The organism is Paenibacillus sp. 23TSA30-6, from assembly GCF_014858585.1.
GTDB lineage: Bacteria > Bacillota > Bacilli > Paenibacillales > Paenibacillaceae > Paenibacillus.
Map to the genome: position 1 here is coordinate 74,769 of NZ_SLTL01000020.1, position 17,417 is coordinate 92,185.

Below are 17,417 nucleotides of genomic sequence, written 5' to 3' on the forward strand. Positions count from 1 at the left end.
TTTTCACTATCGTTCGTTGTTTCCATGGTGATGCATAACTCCTTTTTAAATGAGATTTAAAACCCAATTTATCCCTTTATCCAAGAAGTTATCATACGGATGCCTACCCCCTTTGTCAATTTACGAATAAATTCTCATAAACAAGCAACAGGACCTATATCCATGCATTAAAATGAAAAATTTTATAAGAGCTAAGAGCTTATCTTTAATATTTTCCCTCTGATTTAATATGAGCTAAACAAAGCTATCCCCTCTCTTCTACTAGAAGTAGTTCTTTAGCATCGAATTGCAATCAGCTATTTCGGTTATAAAAAAACAGCGTATATGTAATTGAAAATTACACACACGCTGCCTTCACCGGCCCTACAAGGCACCTACGCAAATAATAGTCCGGCCTGCCGTAGATTTTCCGCATCCCGATTCCCCGATAATCCCGAATTACACACTAAACAAGCCTTCTTCTCCACGCAGCTTTGCCAGCGCCTCGACAAAGAAATAATCGCCGTAGATGATGGGAACGTTAATGTACTTTTGCTCGGGATAATGTACAGTTCCATTCATGAGCAGTCCCTCCTGATCCTGCTCCCATGCTGTACAGGTCTCATGCAAGCCCTTGAGAATGGATTTCGCTGCCGTCGTAAAATGCTCCGCACGCGTCGAGTATTTTGCCAGCTCCAGTAGGCCACTCGCTGCAATCGCAGCAGCAGACGAATCCCAAGCTTCACGGTGCCCCTCCTCCGCTCTAAAATCCCACACAGGCAGGCAAGCATCGCCCAGTTGGGACAGGAAAAAATCTGCCGTGTTCTCGGCCACCTTCAAATAACGCGAATCGCGCGTGTACCCGTACGAAAGCGTAAAGCCGTACAAAGCCCATGCCGTGCCACGTGCCCAGGCAGAGCCGGGTGCAAATCCCTGTCCGCCGTGCTCGGCGCGTTTTTTTCCAATCTCCGGGTCGAACTCGATCACATGCGCAATCGAACCGTCAGCACGGACAAACTCACGCGCTACGGTATCGGCATGCTGCACAGCCAGAGCGGCAAAACGCGGGTCCCCGCTTTCCTGCGAAGCCCAATAGAGTAAGGGCAGATTCATCATGCTGTCTATAATCGCTACGCCCCGCGTATCCATGTCCTTGGCGTGGAAATTCCACGCGCGAATAAAACGGCCATTCACGTTAAATCGGGCAGCCAGCAGGTTAGCGGCTAACAGCCCACGTCTTCTGGATTCTGGATCTCCAGTCAACCGATGGGCTGCCACACCGCTCAACAGCCAAATAAAGCCAAGATCATGGTCTACGGCTTCACTGTTGTAGAGCACCTTTTCCAGACGTTCCTCGCACTGCTGTGCAATTCTAGCTGCTTCGCTGTCAAGGCGCGCCCGATGTATCAGCCATAGCAAACCCGGATAAAAGCCGGCCGTCCACCATTCTTCCTCACGATGATCATAACGTCCACCTTCTGCAACATGTGGAAAGGAGTCCCCCAGTCTTGCCGCCAAGGCAAGCGTTTTATCCAAAGCCAGCTCCCACGATCGTTCCAGCCACGCTTCTGTTTCAGTCATTGCTCTTCACTCTCCCTTTTCCACATGTTAAAAAATCGATTGTTCCGACCCTTATTTATGCTGGCAAATGAATGATAAAAGAAATACGGCTACCCTCGCATTCCAGACGTGCTCCCTTGAGTAGTCCATTCCGACAGGCCACAGAAGCCAGTTCTTCTGGCCACACGACATTCGTTCCTTTCGTTGCTGGAATAACTTCCAGACTCGCACCTGCATATTCCACCCGAATGCTTTCCTTTTCTTCACCTGCCGACATGACATGGTGAATGACACTGTGTTCCTGGCCGTCATACGCCATTAAAGGAATAAGCGCCCCCACCGACTGAATATTGCCTTGAAGCTCATACGTCACTTCAATTTTGCCGGATACCTGCCGATAATGCGTTCGAATTTCCCATACGCCCGGGAATGGACCCTTCCACAACAACGTAAAATCAGTCTCTCCATCAGATGTGGTGCTTTGCTCCATCTGTACCGATCCTCCGCCGTCCAGCGGATCAATGCCTCCGTCCCGGTCGAACTCCAGCGTGCCGGGAATGCCTTCCGACAGGCTGTGCCATTTCCCATCCTCCGTTTGCCAGGCCGGGGTATAGCTGAGCGGGAAAATATCCCCTTCCGCAAAGCCTGTAAAGCCGCGGTCTGCATGCCCTGCCGAGGACGGACCGATGAGCGGCGGCAGCGTGGAACGCTGGATACGTGCGATGCCGGGAATATTGTACGGGTCATTGACCGATGTTTGCACAAGCATTTGCTGTCCATCTACGGTCGCAATGACGGTCTGGAACCAGCCGTCCGTTTCCAGCACTCGGCTGCCGATTTCCGCCGGAATTAAGGATGGTGAAATGCGCTCCACATCCGCTCCGTGCAAAAGTGTGTAAGCCAGTGCAGCGGCCGTCCACAGGCTGTAGCAGGTATGGTTCGAATACACCTCGAAGCCATGCCGCGCCTCGGACGAATAATGGTTGCGGACGATATGCAGCTTGCCTTCGTCGGTCTGCCAGCGGCCAATTGCCTGCCAGCACAGGTCCGCTGCCCGCCGGAATGCGCCTGCCAGCCCATGCGCGCCCGCTGCAAAAGCCTGCTGCGCATGTGTCGTGAAAACGAAGGCCGCTGCCGCTTCGTTCCACTGATGCTGCGCGCTTCTTCCACGCGGCGGAATTTCCCCGTGTGGGGATAACGCCAGCAACGAACTGAGCGCCCCCTTGCGAAGATGGTCGCGCAGCTCAGTGGCGCAGCCGCCATCATATCCACTTTCCAGCATCACGCCCAGATGAAAGCGTGTGACGATGTCGTAGGCGAACGGGCTATTGGGCCGATCCAGCGGACCGTCCTCATACAAGCCCAATCCGGTAAAGCGCGGCAAATGATAACTGCGGATATACGTCTCCATCCATTCCGAATCCGCGGCAATTCCTTCTGCCGCACGCATAAACTCACCGGACATCATAATTGCATTCCAGTTGATCATGCGGTTCGGATTTTTCATTTTGCTCATCGTAAAAATGTAGGTGTCTTCCGGCTGAATCCGGCTCAACTGCTGCTTCCATGCTGTGGCCTGCTCTGGCAGCAGGTTTTTGAGCAGCCGATACGCCCCCATCATCATGATCGGAAAAAAGTCCGGATGGTGATCCGGGGCCCTTTCCTCCACCACACATGCTATGCTGTGTGTTAGAGCCGCCGCAGCGGATTCGAGCAAGTCATGCCGACCTTCTTTGACCAGTACCGCCGCTGCCAAAGCATAAGATGGAGTCGAGTAATACCGTTCACTATCAGAATGAGGGTCGATAATGGCCCCATTTTCATCCTGATGCGGAGTATAAGCACGAACCAGCTTTTCCAGCACGGCAAGCTTACGTTGGTGAGTCCAGCCGTCATCTACTCGATTCAGCCCGTTTTCCAACTGTTCATCCAACTGCTCTATAAATTCCTCCAGCTCCGTCTGCCAAGGATACACGCTGCCTGTATGCAGCTTATTCATCCTGTCTGCCTCCCATTCAAAATGAAGATTGATTTATGGTAAAAAATAGCCCGCAATCCACGCTTGCAGCGCCGCCACAGCGATCCGGGACCAGGCTTAACGATGTTTTGTAAAACACAAACGGTACCCCGTCATGATCCATATGCTGCACAGCCTCTACCTCCAGACGCAGCAACCTGGCATCATAATCCAGCCTGACCAATGTATTCGCTCCCTTCCATTCCACGAAGCCCGTGCCCGTGTAAGGCTGAATACGGCTGATCAAGTTCTCTTGCACATCCCACGGCTGTATGCTCCCGTCCGAAGACGCTACAAACTCAAAATGATCTGTGACGGTAAGCCTCGCCCCCTCGTTTCCCTCCAATACATTCCAGACAAATGAGCGGGTGAACAGCGCCAATTCTTCTACGGGATACGCAGATGTCAAATCCAGCTTCAGCCTCGCCCCCGCCAGTACCGCCCCTTGCTCTTCCAAGGCAATATCCAGCACAACCGCCTGTGCCTCCGCACCTGATTGCTGCATGGTCCCGTTAATGACAGGCACAGAATGACCACCGGAAGAAATGTTGATGATCGACTCTCGCCCCGGTGAGAAATAGGCTTTCGTATATAAGCCGGCTCCCAGATCACACAGCAGATTTTCACCACCGCCATGAAGGATAAAATGTCCCAGATCATTATGATTGTGCGGTTCATCGTTATGTCCACCCTTAGATGAAAAGGCAAATATCGTGCCCTGTTCAACTGTCGGGGTTCCAGATATGCTGTGGCTGTGGCTGTGGCTGCGGCACACCAACCACCCGAGTTGTGGCAAATAATCGACTACAGCCTCACTGTTCCCAAAGGCCAAAGGATCCGTCCAGACCAGATTGCGCAATACATGCGCCCAACGACGGTAAGGGTCCTCCAGCAGACCCGGTACGCGGAAAGGCAGTGTGGACGGTCGTCCCTGCAAAGCATTCACACGAGAGATGAGTCCGGAAGGAAGACGTTCGGTTTCGCTGCTGTCCGAATAATTGGCGAAAACGCCGTCCGATAGATGAACCCGCTCCGCAAAGGCCGCTATTTGCCTAATCTTTTGCGAGCTGAGGATATCCACAGCACCTTCGGTAAGCTCACCCAGCATATCGGCAAAATAAATAAAATAGCCGAAGCCGTACACCCAGTAGCCGACACCCTCGGGACAGCCGCCGTCCTCCTTGTACCCTGCAAGAAAGCAATCCAGTGCACCTAGCATTTTCTCAATAGCCGCAGCTTGGCGCGGGTTATCTTCTGATAGCAGCAACACGGCGATTCCACAGCCGGACGCGCATACAGCCGCCCAGTTGTGATCCGCTGTTTCCCATTGAAAGTGACGCGGCTCCCAAAATACAGGTTCTACAACACGCCGTTCTACCTCACCGCGCACCTGAGCGACCACATGGCTATCCAGTTGCTCGCCGAGCAACAGTATGATTTCAGCCAGCGTTTGCGCGGTTTCGGAAGCGAATAAATCCACCTGCTGCCAGGGCGGCGTGACCGTATCCTCTTCCCTGACATGTGCAGGAAGTGCCCATGTATACTCCCTACAGATGTCCAGCAGACCGCGTTCCACCTCTTTGATCCGCCAAGGCTCTGGCTCGGCAACGGCTGCCAGCACGAGGGCAACCAGTCGTCCACGCCGTTCAAAGTACACATCCTCATACGGCTTGCGCTTCCCTGTATTCGCAAATTGCCTGAACAGAGTCAACGGAAGCGTCGGCCATGATATTTGCCGGTTATTCTCACAGACACGCTCAATATCCTTCCAAAGCCCGGTATATATCGGCTCAGAGACAGTCGCCCGCAGCCTTTTTGTCCACTCACGCCTTAACCGTCGCCTTGCTGCATCCTGCACGCCGCCAGTCAGCACCGTGACGAGCCGCGAAGCAGGCCAAGCCTCCTTCAGAAGACTCATTTGCATTTCCTCCCCATGAGACACATTCGTTTCGGCTTCTTTTTTGTTAACGCTTTCATTGTATCTAACAATCACCCTAAATTCAAAGGGGTAGAAAAACAATACCGCAAAACACAAAAGAACCTCCACGCCACGTTGCTGTGGTCATGGAAGTTCTTGTTTTACTCTTTTGCCAGACTGAGTCCAGATTGGCCTGGATTTATCGTTTCTAGACCTTTGGCTTTTCCGGTTTCCAGTTTTTAATCCCGTCATCCTCCAGAATACCAAGCGCAGCGTCTGAGATATTAGGATCACGTAACAAAGCATCCTCGACTCTGAATTTGATATCGTCCGCATCTGCCAGTGTCATTCCCGGTGTAAGCTCGATCAGTCCTTCTACGTGATAATAGCGTCCCTCCTGCAAAATACGCATTTGGTAAATATCCGTCACATGCGTATCTGCAAGAATAATGGAAGCCACGTGTTCTTCGATATCAGGGGGAGCAGATACCCCAATCAAGCCCACCATATTGTCGTAGCCGACCCGAAACGCAACGCCTACCATAAGACAGCCGATGAGAATACTAGATATTCCGTCAAGCAGTTTAAAATCTGTCAGCGATGTGACCACAACAGCCAGCAGGGCAAGCACACCACCCGTTGTTGCTACCAGATCCTCATAAAATACCAGACGAGTTGGCGGTGCAGCACGTCCCACATTGCGAAACGCAGAGGTGAAAATGCCGAACCCTTTCGCCTTAACTCTGGATTCATGCAGAACTTCCTTCATCGCTTTGCTCCATACAAAACCGTCAACCACCAGAGACAAAATCAGGACCACTACATTAATCCAAAATCCATGCGTGGATTCAGCCGGATGCTGCAACAAATGGATGCCTTCCAATGCGGTTTCATAGGCCATGATCGTTACAACAATAACAGCGACCATACAAAACAGGTTAATCACCCGGCCAAAACCGGTAGGAAAGCGCTTTGTCGGCTTTTTCTCTGCCAGCACGCTGCCCGCGAATACAAACACCTGGTTCACCGCATCTGCAATCGAATGCATCATCGTGGCAAACATGGAACCGCTGCCTGTCAGGGCAAACGCAATCCCCTTAATTAACGCAATACCGGTATTACCCAGCGCCGCCGATCCTGAGGATTTGTTCCCCTTTTTCACCAGGCTCCAAAATGAATCCTTTTTCTGCTGCTCAACCATCCTGTAGCTTTCCTCCTGAGGTATACATAATCTGATAACGCCACATTATGTAATCTTTAGTTATGTATTATTTTTAACCCGTCCATATTTTACCTAACCATCCGGGGAGAATCAATACAAACGGCAATATAAATGCCCTAAAAAAGAATGCTCCACGTCATCCCATGACGCGAAGCATTCTATGCTTGCCCTTCTCCGATACATTGGATCAGGTTAAGAGCACGGATAACCTGATTACCAACTGGCTTTCGTAACGCCTGGAATTTGGCCTTTATGAGCCAGTTCGCGGAACGCGATACGGGATAGCTTGAATTTGCGCAGGTAACCTCTCGGTCTGCCTGTCAGCTCGCAACGGCTTTTCAGGCGAGTCGGGGAAGAATCACGCGGAAGCTTCTGTAATGCTTCGTAGTCCCCTTTTGCTTTCAGTTCACGTCTCAGGTCTGCATATTTAGTTACAATTTCCTGACGTTTCTTCTCTTTTACTACTTTCGACTTCTTAGCCATGTAAAGCTCCTCCTTGTGATATATGCCAATCATGAAGGCTCTCCACCCCTGCCACTGGATGGACGAACACGGAAATGGACATGATTTTTATCTAAATAGTAATCGTTACGATTATTATTTAATATAACGCTGTTTTGGGTGGGTTGTCAACCCAAGCGGCTTGGATCACAACATTATTAAAAAGCCGCTGAAACAACAGAACCGATTCATTGTGATTGAACGGTCTGCCGTTTCAGCGGCTTTAAAAACTTGTGTCCCAGCTCTATTCATTCAGCCAAATGGCAAGCCACCCAATGATCTGGTCGAGCCTCACGATAGAGAGGCACTTCCTTGGAGCAGCGGTCAATCGCAAAGGGACAGCGGGTATGGAACTTGCAGCCGGAAGGTGGATTAACCGGACTTGGGATATCCCCTTTGAGCAAAATCCGCTCTCTTTTTAGCTTCGGCACCGGGATCGGTACAGCCGATAGCAGCGCCTTCGTATACGGATGAAGCGGATTCCCGAACAGCTCGTCACGCGAAGCCGTTTCGACCATGGAGCCTAGATACATCACTCCTATGCGAGAACACAGATGCTCCACCACGCTCAAATCATGCGAAATGAACAAATACGTCAGCCCCCGCTCGGCCTGCAACTTGGAGAACAGGTTAATAATCTGCGCCTGAATGGACACGTCCAGCGCCGATACTGGCTCATCTGCGATGATCAGATCCGGCTGGAGCGCCAGCGCGCGGGCAATGCCGATCCGTTGGCGCTGTCCTCCCGAAAATTCATGCGGAAAACGGTCAATATGATACTCCGACAATCCGCACAGCTTGAGCACGTCCAGCACAATCTGCCGGACCTCCTCCTTCTTCGCTATACCGTGATCCAGCAGCGCCTCCCCGATGGCATCTCCGATGCGCACGCGTGGGTTCAGCGAGCTGTACGGGTCCTGAAAGATCAGTTGGATTTTAGGACGAAGCTCCTGCATCCCTTTTGCGGACAGGCTGTGCAGATCGACGCCTTTGTATTTAATGGTGCCATCCGTCTTGTCTGTCAATCTGACAATCGTGCGGCCCACAGTGCTTTTGCCGCTGCCCGATTCGCCCACCAGACCGAAGGTTTCCCCCTGACGGATCGTAAAGCTGATATCGTCCACCGCCCGCACATACCCCGTTGTACGGTTCATAAACCCGGACTTGACCGGAAAATACGTTTTTAAGCGGTCGATTTCCAGCAATGGCTCAGCCATGAACAACCGCCTCCTCATATAACCAGCAGGATGCCTTCTGCTGTGCTGAAACTTCTTTTAATACAGGCTCCTTCACGCGGCATATGTCCATGCAATGCCCGCAGCGGTCATGAAAATAGCAGGATGTGGTGAGCTCCAGCGGATTAGGCACTTGTCCAGGGATGGAGTACAGCTCCTTTTGCCGCAGGTTCAGCACGGGCTTGGATTTTAGCAATCCTTGCGTATAGGGATGCTTGGGATGATTAAATAGCTGTACCACTTCGCCTTCCTCAACAATCTTGCCTGCATACATCACAATCACGTAATCCGCCATTTCTGCAACAACGCCCAGATCATGGGTGATCAGCATCAGCGACATATTGGATCGGGCCTTGAATTCACGTAGCATGTCGAGGATCTGCGCCTGTATCGTCACGTCCAGCGCCGTAGTCGGCTCATCCGCAATGAGCAGCTTGGGTCCGCAGGACACGGCAATGGCAATCATAATGCGCTGTAGCATTCCACCGCTCAGCTCATGCGGATAGCTTTTCATAATCTGCTCAGGTCGGGAAATGCCTACCTGTTCGATTAGCTCCAGCGCCCGCTTGTGCGCTTCCTTGCGGCCCAATTTCAAATGCTCGATCAGCGGCTCGGATAACTGTTCTCCAATGGTCATGACCGGATTCAGCGAGGACATCGGCTCCTGAAAAATCATGGATATCTCATGACCACAAATCGTGCGCATCTCATTTCTGCTAAGTCCCAGCAGATCGGTATCCTCAAAACGAATACTTCCGCCTGCCACTTTACCGCCGGGACCCTGGATCAAGCCCATGATTGACATCGCGGTAATGCTTTTGCCACAGCCTGATTCGCCGACAATGCATACCGTCTCGCCCGGCTTCACACGGAAGCTGACATCATCCACCGCCTTGACCGTGCCTTCTTCGGTATAAAAATGAGTGCTTAAATGCTCAATCGAAAGTAAATTGTTCATGGTGTATGATCACCTACCTCTTATGTTTCGGGTCAAGTACGTCCCGCAGTCCGTCACCAAAAATATTAATGGCGATGACTGTAGCAAAAATGGAAAGGCCGGGCGGTATCCACATCCACGGACGCTGTTGAAAATCCAGCACATTGTTGGCCGCATCAATCATGTTGCCCCAAGTCGGTGTTGTAGGTAGCACGCCAAGGCCGAAGAAGCTAAGTACAGATTCACTCAGGATAGCTCCGCCAATGTTCAGTGTGGCGATGACAATCAGCAACGGCATAATGTTGGGAAATAAATGCTTGAACAGCTTGCGTCGGTTCGACAGCCCCAGCACCGTCGCAGCCTGCATAAATTCACGCTCCCGCAAGCTAAGCATCTGGCCTCTCACCATCCGCGCAATCCCCGGCCAATTGACCAGACTCAGCATCAGCATGACGATATACATACGTTGATCTGGCGGAACCTTCCAGTCAGACAACAGTGCGCCCATAATGAACAGCAGCGGCAAACTCGGAATGGTCAGCAGCAAATCAGCGATCCGCATAATGATCTGATCCGCAATCCCGCGAAAATACGCCGATATGACGCCCAGCGTAGCTCCCAAAAAGACAGACAACACCATAGATGCCAATCCCACGGTGAGGGAAATTTGGCCTGCCTGCATCACACGGGTCAGCACATCCCGTCCTAGTTTGTCCGTTCCCAGCCAGTGATGGATGTTCGGTGCCTTGTTCATCATTAATATATTCGTTTTGTTATCGGCATAGGGAGAAAATAACGGGCCGATAAAACAGAGCAAAAACATAAAAACAACCACGAGCAGCCCGGCCATAGCCAGCTTGTTTCTGAACAACTGCCGCAGCGCTTGCCGCCACATTGAAGATTTTGCAGCTATTCGCAGTCTGCCGCTGCTTTTGCTCAAATTACTGCTAACGGATGACATTCCATAGCCCCCTCCTTACACCTTTACACGCGGGTCCGCGATACGATACAGAATATCGGACAGCAGTGTCCCCATGACGCTCAAAATAGCAATCAGCATCGTGAAGCCCATGAGCAGCGGGTAATCCCGAAGCGAAAAGGATAACATGTACAGCTGACCAATTCCCGGCCAGTTGAAAATCTTTTCAATAATAAGAGATCCGCCAAACAACGCGGGCAATTCGAAGCCAATCAGCGTAATTGCAGGCAGCAACGCATTTCTCAACGCGTGTGTAAAAAGTACCTTTCTTTCCTTTAAGCCCTTCGCACGAGCCGTGCGGATATAGTCTTGCTGGATCACATCGATCATATTGCTCCGGAAGTAACGGGTCAGTGAACCCAGTCCCAGCAGCGTCATGACGGTCACCGGCAGGATCATATGCTGAAGGACCTCCTTCACATACTCCATACCCGTAGCATTACTGCCTGTATTGAGCATACCGCCCGGTGGCAGCCATTTGAGATCGACCGCTGCAACTTTGATCAGATACAGCCCGATAAAAAAAGATGGAACAGACATCGCGGCAAAAATCACCACCATGACGAGGGTATCGAACCACGAATACTGCTTATAAGCAGCAACCACACCAATAATGACGGCAATTACCCACGTCAGGAAGGTCGATACAATCGCCAGTAAAAACGAGTTCCAGATATATTCATTAAACAAGGTCAGCACTGGCTTTTGCTGGGCAAGTGAATAACCAAAATTGCCATGCAGCGCATTCCACAGCCAGCTTCCGTAGCGTTCCAGAATGGGCTTGTTCAGACCGTATATTTCCCTCAGCTCCGCCTTCCTCTCTGGCGACAGCTTGAGATCGCCGCTGATGAAATCCCCCGGTGTCATGGCGTACAGAAAAAAAATCATCATCGAAGCGGCCAATAAAATAACGATCATATACGTCAGTCTTTTCGTTAAAAACGAGCTCATGACAGACTCCTTTCATTTCACCCCATTTGGGAGGCCCCTTGATCGGAACCTGACGATTCTTCACAAGGGGCCCGCAAGCATGGCTTTATTTAAGGGACCATTCAAACAGATTGCCGGACAAGCCAATGAACGGACTGACCTTTACATGTTCCATACGGCCATTGTAGGCATACACTGTTTTCTTATAGTTTGTGAAAATGACGGGCAGCTCATCGTTAAGCAACAAGTACAGTTCTTTATATATTTTTTTTCGTTCCTCAATATTCGTCGTGGATAAGCCTTTTTCATACAGCTCTTTTACCTTCGGATTGTTATACCCCTTGATTTCCCCATCGACGAATTGCTCGATTCCATCAGATGGGTCAGTCAGCATCGGTGTGGAGAAGGAAGCCATATCGTAATCCTTACCATCTACCTTGGCGACCATCGCATTAAAGTCTGCAAAAATTTCCGGTTGGAAATCAACGCCAATCTCCTTGTAATTTTCAGCCGCGAGTGCAATAAATGTGTCTGTTTCCGGGCGTTTGGAGGTCAGCATGTGAATGGTCAGCTTCTGACCATTTTTCTCACGGACACCGTCACTGCCTGCTACCCAGCCCGCCTCATCCAGCAGCTTTTTCGCTTTTTCCGGGTCATAATTATACGGATTTACCCCGTCTGTCGTGTAGGACCAGAAAATAGGAGAAGACGGAATGTTAGCCACCGATCCTGCACCCTGCGCTGCATCTACATAAATGGTTTTGCGATCCAGACCATAAGTTAGCGCCTGACGAACCTTCTTATCCTTCAGCTTTTCATTCTCCAGATTTAATTGAATATATCCGTAAGTGCTTGGGGTATAGGGCAAAATGCTCAAAAAGCCAAGCCCTTTCAGTTTAGCAATGTTCTCCTGAGTCGCGGTGAATTGGGCAAAGTCGGTATCGCCCGTCTCAATAAACTGCCAAGCATCGCCTTCCGCTGTTTTGTAGATAAAATGCTGTGTTTTCGGTTTGCCTTTGAAGAAGTTTTCATTGGCCTCCAGACGAACCTCTTGCCCCGGAATGAATTTCTCCAGCTTGTAAGCGCCATTGCCCAAAGGACTACCGTGCAGGTTTTTAAAGTAATCCAGTTGTCCGAACTTGTAATCCTTGCCGTAGTAGGCTTTGGACAAGACATTGGAGCCCAGAGTTGTCAGTGCCAGCGCGTTTGGCTTTTCCAGCGTTACCGAGATCGTTTGCGGATCAATGACCTTGATGCCGTCAATTTGTTTCGATTTGCCCTCGGTATAGGCCTTGCCGCCTTTGATGTTCAGCTTGCGGATGGGGCTGTCTCCGGCATAGGCTTTGTCATAAATCAGCGTCCATGTAAAAGCCACATCCTCTGCCGTCAGAGGGGAACCGTCGCTGAATTTCGTATCGGGAACCAGATGAAACGTGTACGTCAGATTATCCTTGGAGATATCCCAGCTCTTAGCCAGATTCGGCAGTGGAAGCCCTTTCTCATCAACCGTGACCAGCGGAGTCCACAACTGCGAAATCACGTTGCCGTCATAGCCACTTTGGTTGAAATAAGGAGTGAACACCCCTGCCGGGTCGGTCAGACCGACAATAATTGTGTCGCTTCTCTTTTTGGACACATCCGGCAGCTTGGTCAAATCGGATGCCTGTACCAGACTTGTCAAAGGCTGTGCAGTAGCAGCCGTCTGTGCAGCATCATTACTCTGCGGAGTGGCGCTGTTAGCGCTGTCCGATCCACCGCTGGAGCAAGCCGCTAGTAAGGCTGAACTTGCTAGTAGTAGACTGCTTAGTAGAATGATTCCTTTTTTCAAAATAATCCCCCCGCGTTAATTAGTTAAATTCCGATCAAACAAGTTGTAATTAATTAGATAAATCCCATTATAGGAATCTAATGCGGTTCTGTAAAGGGAGAACTCGACTTTTTTTTGTATTTAGACAAAAAAAACGCCGGATCATCTGGATTCCATCTCCAGGTGACCGACGTCTATTTGTTTAAAGTATTAAAGTCTATGGGTACGCCGCAGCTTATTTCCGTTCCATATAGCTGAGGATACTGCTATGTATTTCATTCACCGCTGAAAGCCTTGAACTATAGCCGAGCAACGTTTCGCTATCAAAGTGGGCATGGATGAAGCCGGAGGCACGCAGCTTGAAAATATGGTCGTGCGTAATGCCCTTCGATAGCTTGAGGTGACGGACAATTTCAATAAAGGTGCGCGGTGCATCGCTTTGGTGTAAATATTTTAAAATCTTAAGCCTGCTTTTCTCTCCCAAGCTTCGAATCATCCGGTATGCCTGTGGAGATAAAAAATCGTCCTGCTGAAAATAAATGCCCGCTGAATAATGACACAGCAGGAGCGACCCGAACCGATAAATGATATTAAGCGGCTGAAAATGGTAATGCGGTACCAGCAGTATCCGCGTCAGTCCATCGGAAGGCTCAAACTGGAAGCCATTGGTTATTCGATCCACCCATTCCGCAGTGCTATAGACCTCCTTCTCCTTATTTCTCCGCTCGGCTTCCTGTTCCAGCCCAATCAGAATGTTAGCGTCCGCATAGCGAAAGTATTCCTCATACCAACCGGATAGCAGCCGTAAAGCAAGACTGCGGAGCTTCTCCATATCCTCAGATAACGGGATACCATAGGCTAATGCCTGCTCATGCAGTTCCAGTGCTGTCCGGCTCTCCAGACGATCTATAACCTCGTCACTGCCCCCTTCTTCGGAAAGCATACAGACGAGTCCGTATATGACCTTCCAGTCTGCATTGATTTCCATGGAATCCAGCAGCTCGGACAGACCTGGCGACAGCTTGCCACGTACCTGCTCGGCCCACCCGGATGACAAATCCGTCTTCTTGTATGCCTTGCGGCAAATAAAGGTATGCAAACTGCTAAGCAGCTCAAACATCTGTCCAAATCCCACATGTACATCGTAAGGGGCTTTCACGTCGTAGGTCATCACTTTCCGTCCTCTTTTCATTCATGTCTGACGTTCATTATACATATTATTGTACATCCGTTCATTCCCAGTGATCCTTGCATACAAATATGAACGAAACAAGCGACATAATCAAGATGCAAAAAAAGCCTGATATGATCAGACTCCAGTTGTTCCAGCTATGAATTAGAAAAGGCTGTCTCCTGCAATATCGCAAGAGACAGCCTTTAAAATAACTTATTGCTTAGCCGCAACTTTCCACTCCAGGATTCCGGTAGATGCGGAACCATTGGATACCATTTCGATTCTTAATTTCGCTGTTTTTACAGGAGCAAAAGTGGTCGCATTATACTGATCTGCCGCAGTACCCAATCCTTTGGCCTGCTTGACATTAGACCAGCCTTGACCATTCCAGTACTTAATCTTGTAAGACTTAGGCACATCGATGCCAGCGCCATCCTTAAACCAATAGACATCCGTTTGAGATACCGTATGTTCTTGATCAAAATCGTATTGAACCCATTGCGTTCCTGTTTCAGGCCAGTTGCCATACATGGCATGACTTCTATCGTTGGAATTGGCAGGTTCAAATCCATCATTTAGCGCGCTTATATTTTCCCAGGATGAAGTATAAGAGCTACTAGCCGTTGCCGAAGGCGCTATGTTCACGATTTCATTCGGATCTGTTTCAATTGGGCCATCGTCGTCTTTAGTCGTGGTTGGAAAACGAGCTGTATCCTTTTTGAGCTGACTCCATGTGAAACGCAGCATCCAAATATCCCAGTCGGTGATATGATCGGAATTTCCAGCCCACATAATCGTGTTCGTTGGGAAGCCACCCGGTGGACGCTCGTGTTCTTCATAGAAATCGTTTAATCCAAAGCCATGTCCAATCTCATGTTCAGTAATCTCAATCTCATCAGCGTTCACCGTACTCAGAACGTATTCATCATTCATACGTTGTCCCCAGTCACCGCCGGCTCCCCCACCGAAATTTTCTGTAGCCCAAAGATACATATCAAAGCGTTTATCCAATCCACCCGGATACGAATAGTTGGGGTCTGAAAAATGCTCAAATCTGGATATTTCATTAGGCGCAACGGGAAGTGCAGCAGGAATTCCCGGTTGTTCAGAAGCTAATCCATCTGCAATAGTATCCGTATAAACAACCTCGTCAGGCTGCTTGTCCAGCAGCAGTGAAGGATTAGCAACAGCCCAGCCTACCACTTTAACTTTAATATCCTTATAGGGCCATCCATCATATCCCTGGAGATGCTCCGTCCAATGGTTCATCTGACGATCTAGCATTCTGGCAATATCTTGACGCTGTTGTAGTGTAACCGGCTTAGAAGATTGCCAACGTACGACATAATTTAGAGTTCCTTTTCCCGCAAAAATTTGATCAAAAATCAAATTTTTACGGTTAGTCGAGCCTTCGGTCAGCATTCTATTCTTCCAAACCCACTCAACCGATGATTTGAGATAAGCTGGCATGTCCGCCAATGTCGAATTACTTGTTGCCGCAGCCACGGCACTCCCATTCATATGCGCATCCGCTGATACAAAACTAGCATTTCCCATCAGTAATGAACTAGCAATCAGCACAGAAAAAGAAGCCGCCATCATTCTTTTTTTCTTCACCATTCATTTCCCCTCCATAATCATTTCAAAATATTATTTATTGTTTAGCCGCTACTTTCCACTCTAAAATCCCCGTGGATGCAGAATCTTTGGATACCATTTCAATTCTTAATTTCGTTGTTTTTACAGGCGTAAAAGTGGTGGTATTATATTGATCTACCGCAGTACCCAATCCTTTGGCCTGCTTGACATTAGACCAGCCTTGACCGTTCCAATACTTAATCTTGTAAGACTTGGGAACATCAATGCCGGAGCCATCCTTGAACCAATATATATCCGTTTGAGATACCGTATGTTCTTGATCAAAATCATATTGAACCCATTGTGTTCCCACCTCAGGCCAGTTTCCGTACACAGCATGACTTCGGTCATTGGAGCTGGCTGGATCAAAGCCGTCATTGAGTGCGCTCACATTTTCCCAAGGTGAAGTATAAGAAGTGCTGGCCGTTGCAGCAGGCCCAATGTTCACGATTTCATCGGGTGATGTTTCGATAGGACCCTCGTTACCTTTAGTCGTGTTTGGGAAACGAGCCGTATCTTTTTTGAGCTGACTCCAGGTATACCGCAGCATCCAAATATCCCAGTCGGTGATATGATCGGAATCACCAGCCCACATAATGGTGTTGGTTGGGAAGCCACCCGGTGGACGCTCGTGCTCTTCATAAAAATCAGTTAAGCCAAAGCCATGTCCAATTTCATGTTCCGTGATTTCGATCTCATCCGAGTTCAAAGTGCTAAAAAGATAATCATCATTCACACGTTGGCCCCAATCCTGACCGGTTCCTCCTACAAAATTTTCGGTTACCCACAAATACATATCAAAGCGTTTATTATATCCACCCGGATACGAATAGTATGGGTCCCAATAGTGCTCATATCTGGACAAGGCTGCAGGCGCAACCGGGAGTACAGCGGGAATTTCCGGTTTTTCGGATGCTAACTCATCTCTAGTTGTTTCCGTATAAACGACCTCATCCGGCTGCTTGTCCAGCAGCAGTGAAGGATCAGCAACAGCCCAACCTACGACTTTTACTTTAATATCCTTGTAGGGCCAGCCATCATATCCCTGGAGATGCTCCGTCCAATGGTTCATCTGACGGCCTAGCATACTAGCAATATCCTGGCGTTGTTGTAGTGTAACCGACTTAGAAGATTGCCAGCGTACGACGTAATTTAGAGTCCCTTTTCCCGCATCAATTTGATCAAAAATCGTGTTGTTACGAGCCGTCGAGCCTTCGGTCAACATTCTATTCTTCCAAACCCACTCCACCGATGATTTGAGATAGGCTGGCATATCAGCCAGTGTCGAATCCCCCGTTGCTGCAACCGCTACACTCCCATTTTCTGAAGAAGCCGCAGACATGATCGTAGCATTTCCCATCAGCAACGAACTGGCGATCACCGCTGAAAAGGAAGCCATCATCATACCTTTTCTATTCAACATACATATACCTCCATAACTTTTTATATGATTACGGTAGTTTTCCTGAAATGATTAATTCAATCACCTCTTTTTCGTGTTTATGTATTGATCTATGAGA

13 protein-coding genes are annotated in these 17,417 nt (G+C 49.4%); all 13 read right to left on the bottom strand.

The window, feature by feature from the left end; translation table 11 throughout:
- Nucleotides 1-438: 438 nt before the first annotated feature.
- On the bottom strand, nucleotides 439-1,560 hold the full coding sequence (locus tag E0698_RS18010) for a glycoside hydrolase family 88 protein (protein ID WP_192512442.1): 1,122 nt from the start codon (nucleotides 1,558-1,560) through the stop codon (nucleotides 439-441).
- A 55-nt stretch (nucleotides 1,561-1,615) separates the two neighbouring features.
- On the bottom strand, nucleotides 1,616-3,538 hold the full coding sequence (locus E0698_RS18015; RefSeq protein WP_192512443.1) for a glycosyl hydrolase: 1,923 nt from the start codon (nucleotides 3,536-3,538) through the stop codon (nucleotides 1,616-1,618).
- Nucleotides 3,539-3,554: 16 nt separating this feature from the next.
- Entirely contained in the window at nucleotides 3,555-5,474 is a 1,920-nt protein-coding gene (locus E0698_RS18020) for a heparinase II/III family protein (protein ID WP_192512444.1), read from the bottom strand.
- A 208-nt stretch (nucleotides 5,475-5,682) separates the two neighbouring features.
- Entirely contained in the window at nucleotides 5,683-6,675 is a 993-nt protein-coding gene (locus E0698_RS18025; protein WP_192512445.1) for a cation diffusion facilitator family transporter, read from the bottom strand.
- A 234-nt stretch (nucleotides 6,676-6,909) separates the two neighbouring features.
- Nucleotides 6,910-7,179 carry a 30S ribosomal protein S14 gene (rpsN, locus tag E0698_RS18030; RefSeq protein WP_134909863.1) on the bottom strand — a complete coding sequence of 90 codons (270 nt, stop codon included), beginning with the start codon at nucleotides 7,177-7,179 and terminating at the stop codon, nucleotides 6,910-6,912.
- Nucleotides 7,180-7,445: 266 nt separating this feature from the next.
- Nucleotides 7,446-8,414 (bottom strand): ABC transporter ATP-binding protein, encoded by a 969-nt coding sequence (locus E0698_RS18035; protein WP_192512446.1) that lies wholly within the window; start codon nucleotides 8,412-8,414, stop codon nucleotides 7,446-7,448.
- Nucleotides 8,407-9,390, bottom strand: a complete 984-nt coding sequence (locus E0698_RS18040; RefSeq protein ID WP_192512447.1) for an ABC transporter ATP-binding protein — start codon at nucleotides 9,388-9,390, stop codon at nucleotides 8,407-8,409. Before E0698_RS18040 ends, E0698_RS18035 begins: the two co-directional genes overlap by 8 nt.
- A gap of 13 nt (nucleotides 9,391-9,403) precedes the next feature.
- Entirely contained in the window at nucleotides 9,404-10,330 is a 927-nt protein-coding gene (gene opp4C, locus E0698_RS18045) for an oligopeptide ABC transporter permease (protein ID WP_192512448.1), read from the bottom strand.
- A 15-nt stretch (nucleotides 10,331-10,345) separates the two neighbouring features.
- The gene (locus E0698_RS18050) at nucleotides 10,346-11,299 is read right to left on the bottom strand and encodes an ABC transporter permease (protein ID WP_192512449.1); all 954 of its coding nucleotides are present in this window, start codon (nucleotides 11,297-11,299) and stop codon (nucleotides 10,346-10,348) included.
- 85 nt (nucleotides 11,300-11,384) lie between these two features.
- Entirely contained in the window at nucleotides 11,385-13,106 is a 1,722-nt protein-coding gene (locus E0698_RS18055) for an ABC transporter substrate-binding protein (protein WP_192512450.1), read from the bottom strand.
- Nucleotides 13,107-13,320: 214 nt separating this feature from the next.
- A complete protein-coding gene (locus tag E0698_RS18060) occupies nucleotides 13,321-14,256 on the bottom strand; it encodes an ArsR family transcriptional regulator (protein ID WP_192512464.1) in 936 nt (311 codons plus the stop codon).
- Nucleotides 14,257-14,472: 216 nt separating this feature from the next.
- A complete protein-coding gene (locus tag E0698_RS18065) occupies nucleotides 14,473-15,879 on the bottom strand; it encodes a discoidin domain-containing protein (protein ID WP_192512451.1) in 1,407 nt (468 codons plus the stop codon).
- A 34-nt stretch (nucleotides 15,880-15,913) separates the two neighbouring features.
- The gene (locus tag E0698_RS18070) at nucleotides 15,914-17,320 is read right to left on the bottom strand and encodes a discoidin domain-containing protein (RefSeq protein ID WP_192512452.1); all 1,407 of its coding nucleotides are present in this window, start codon (nucleotides 17,318-17,320) and stop codon (nucleotides 15,914-15,916) included.
- Nucleotides 17,321-17,417: the final 97 nt, after the last annotated feature.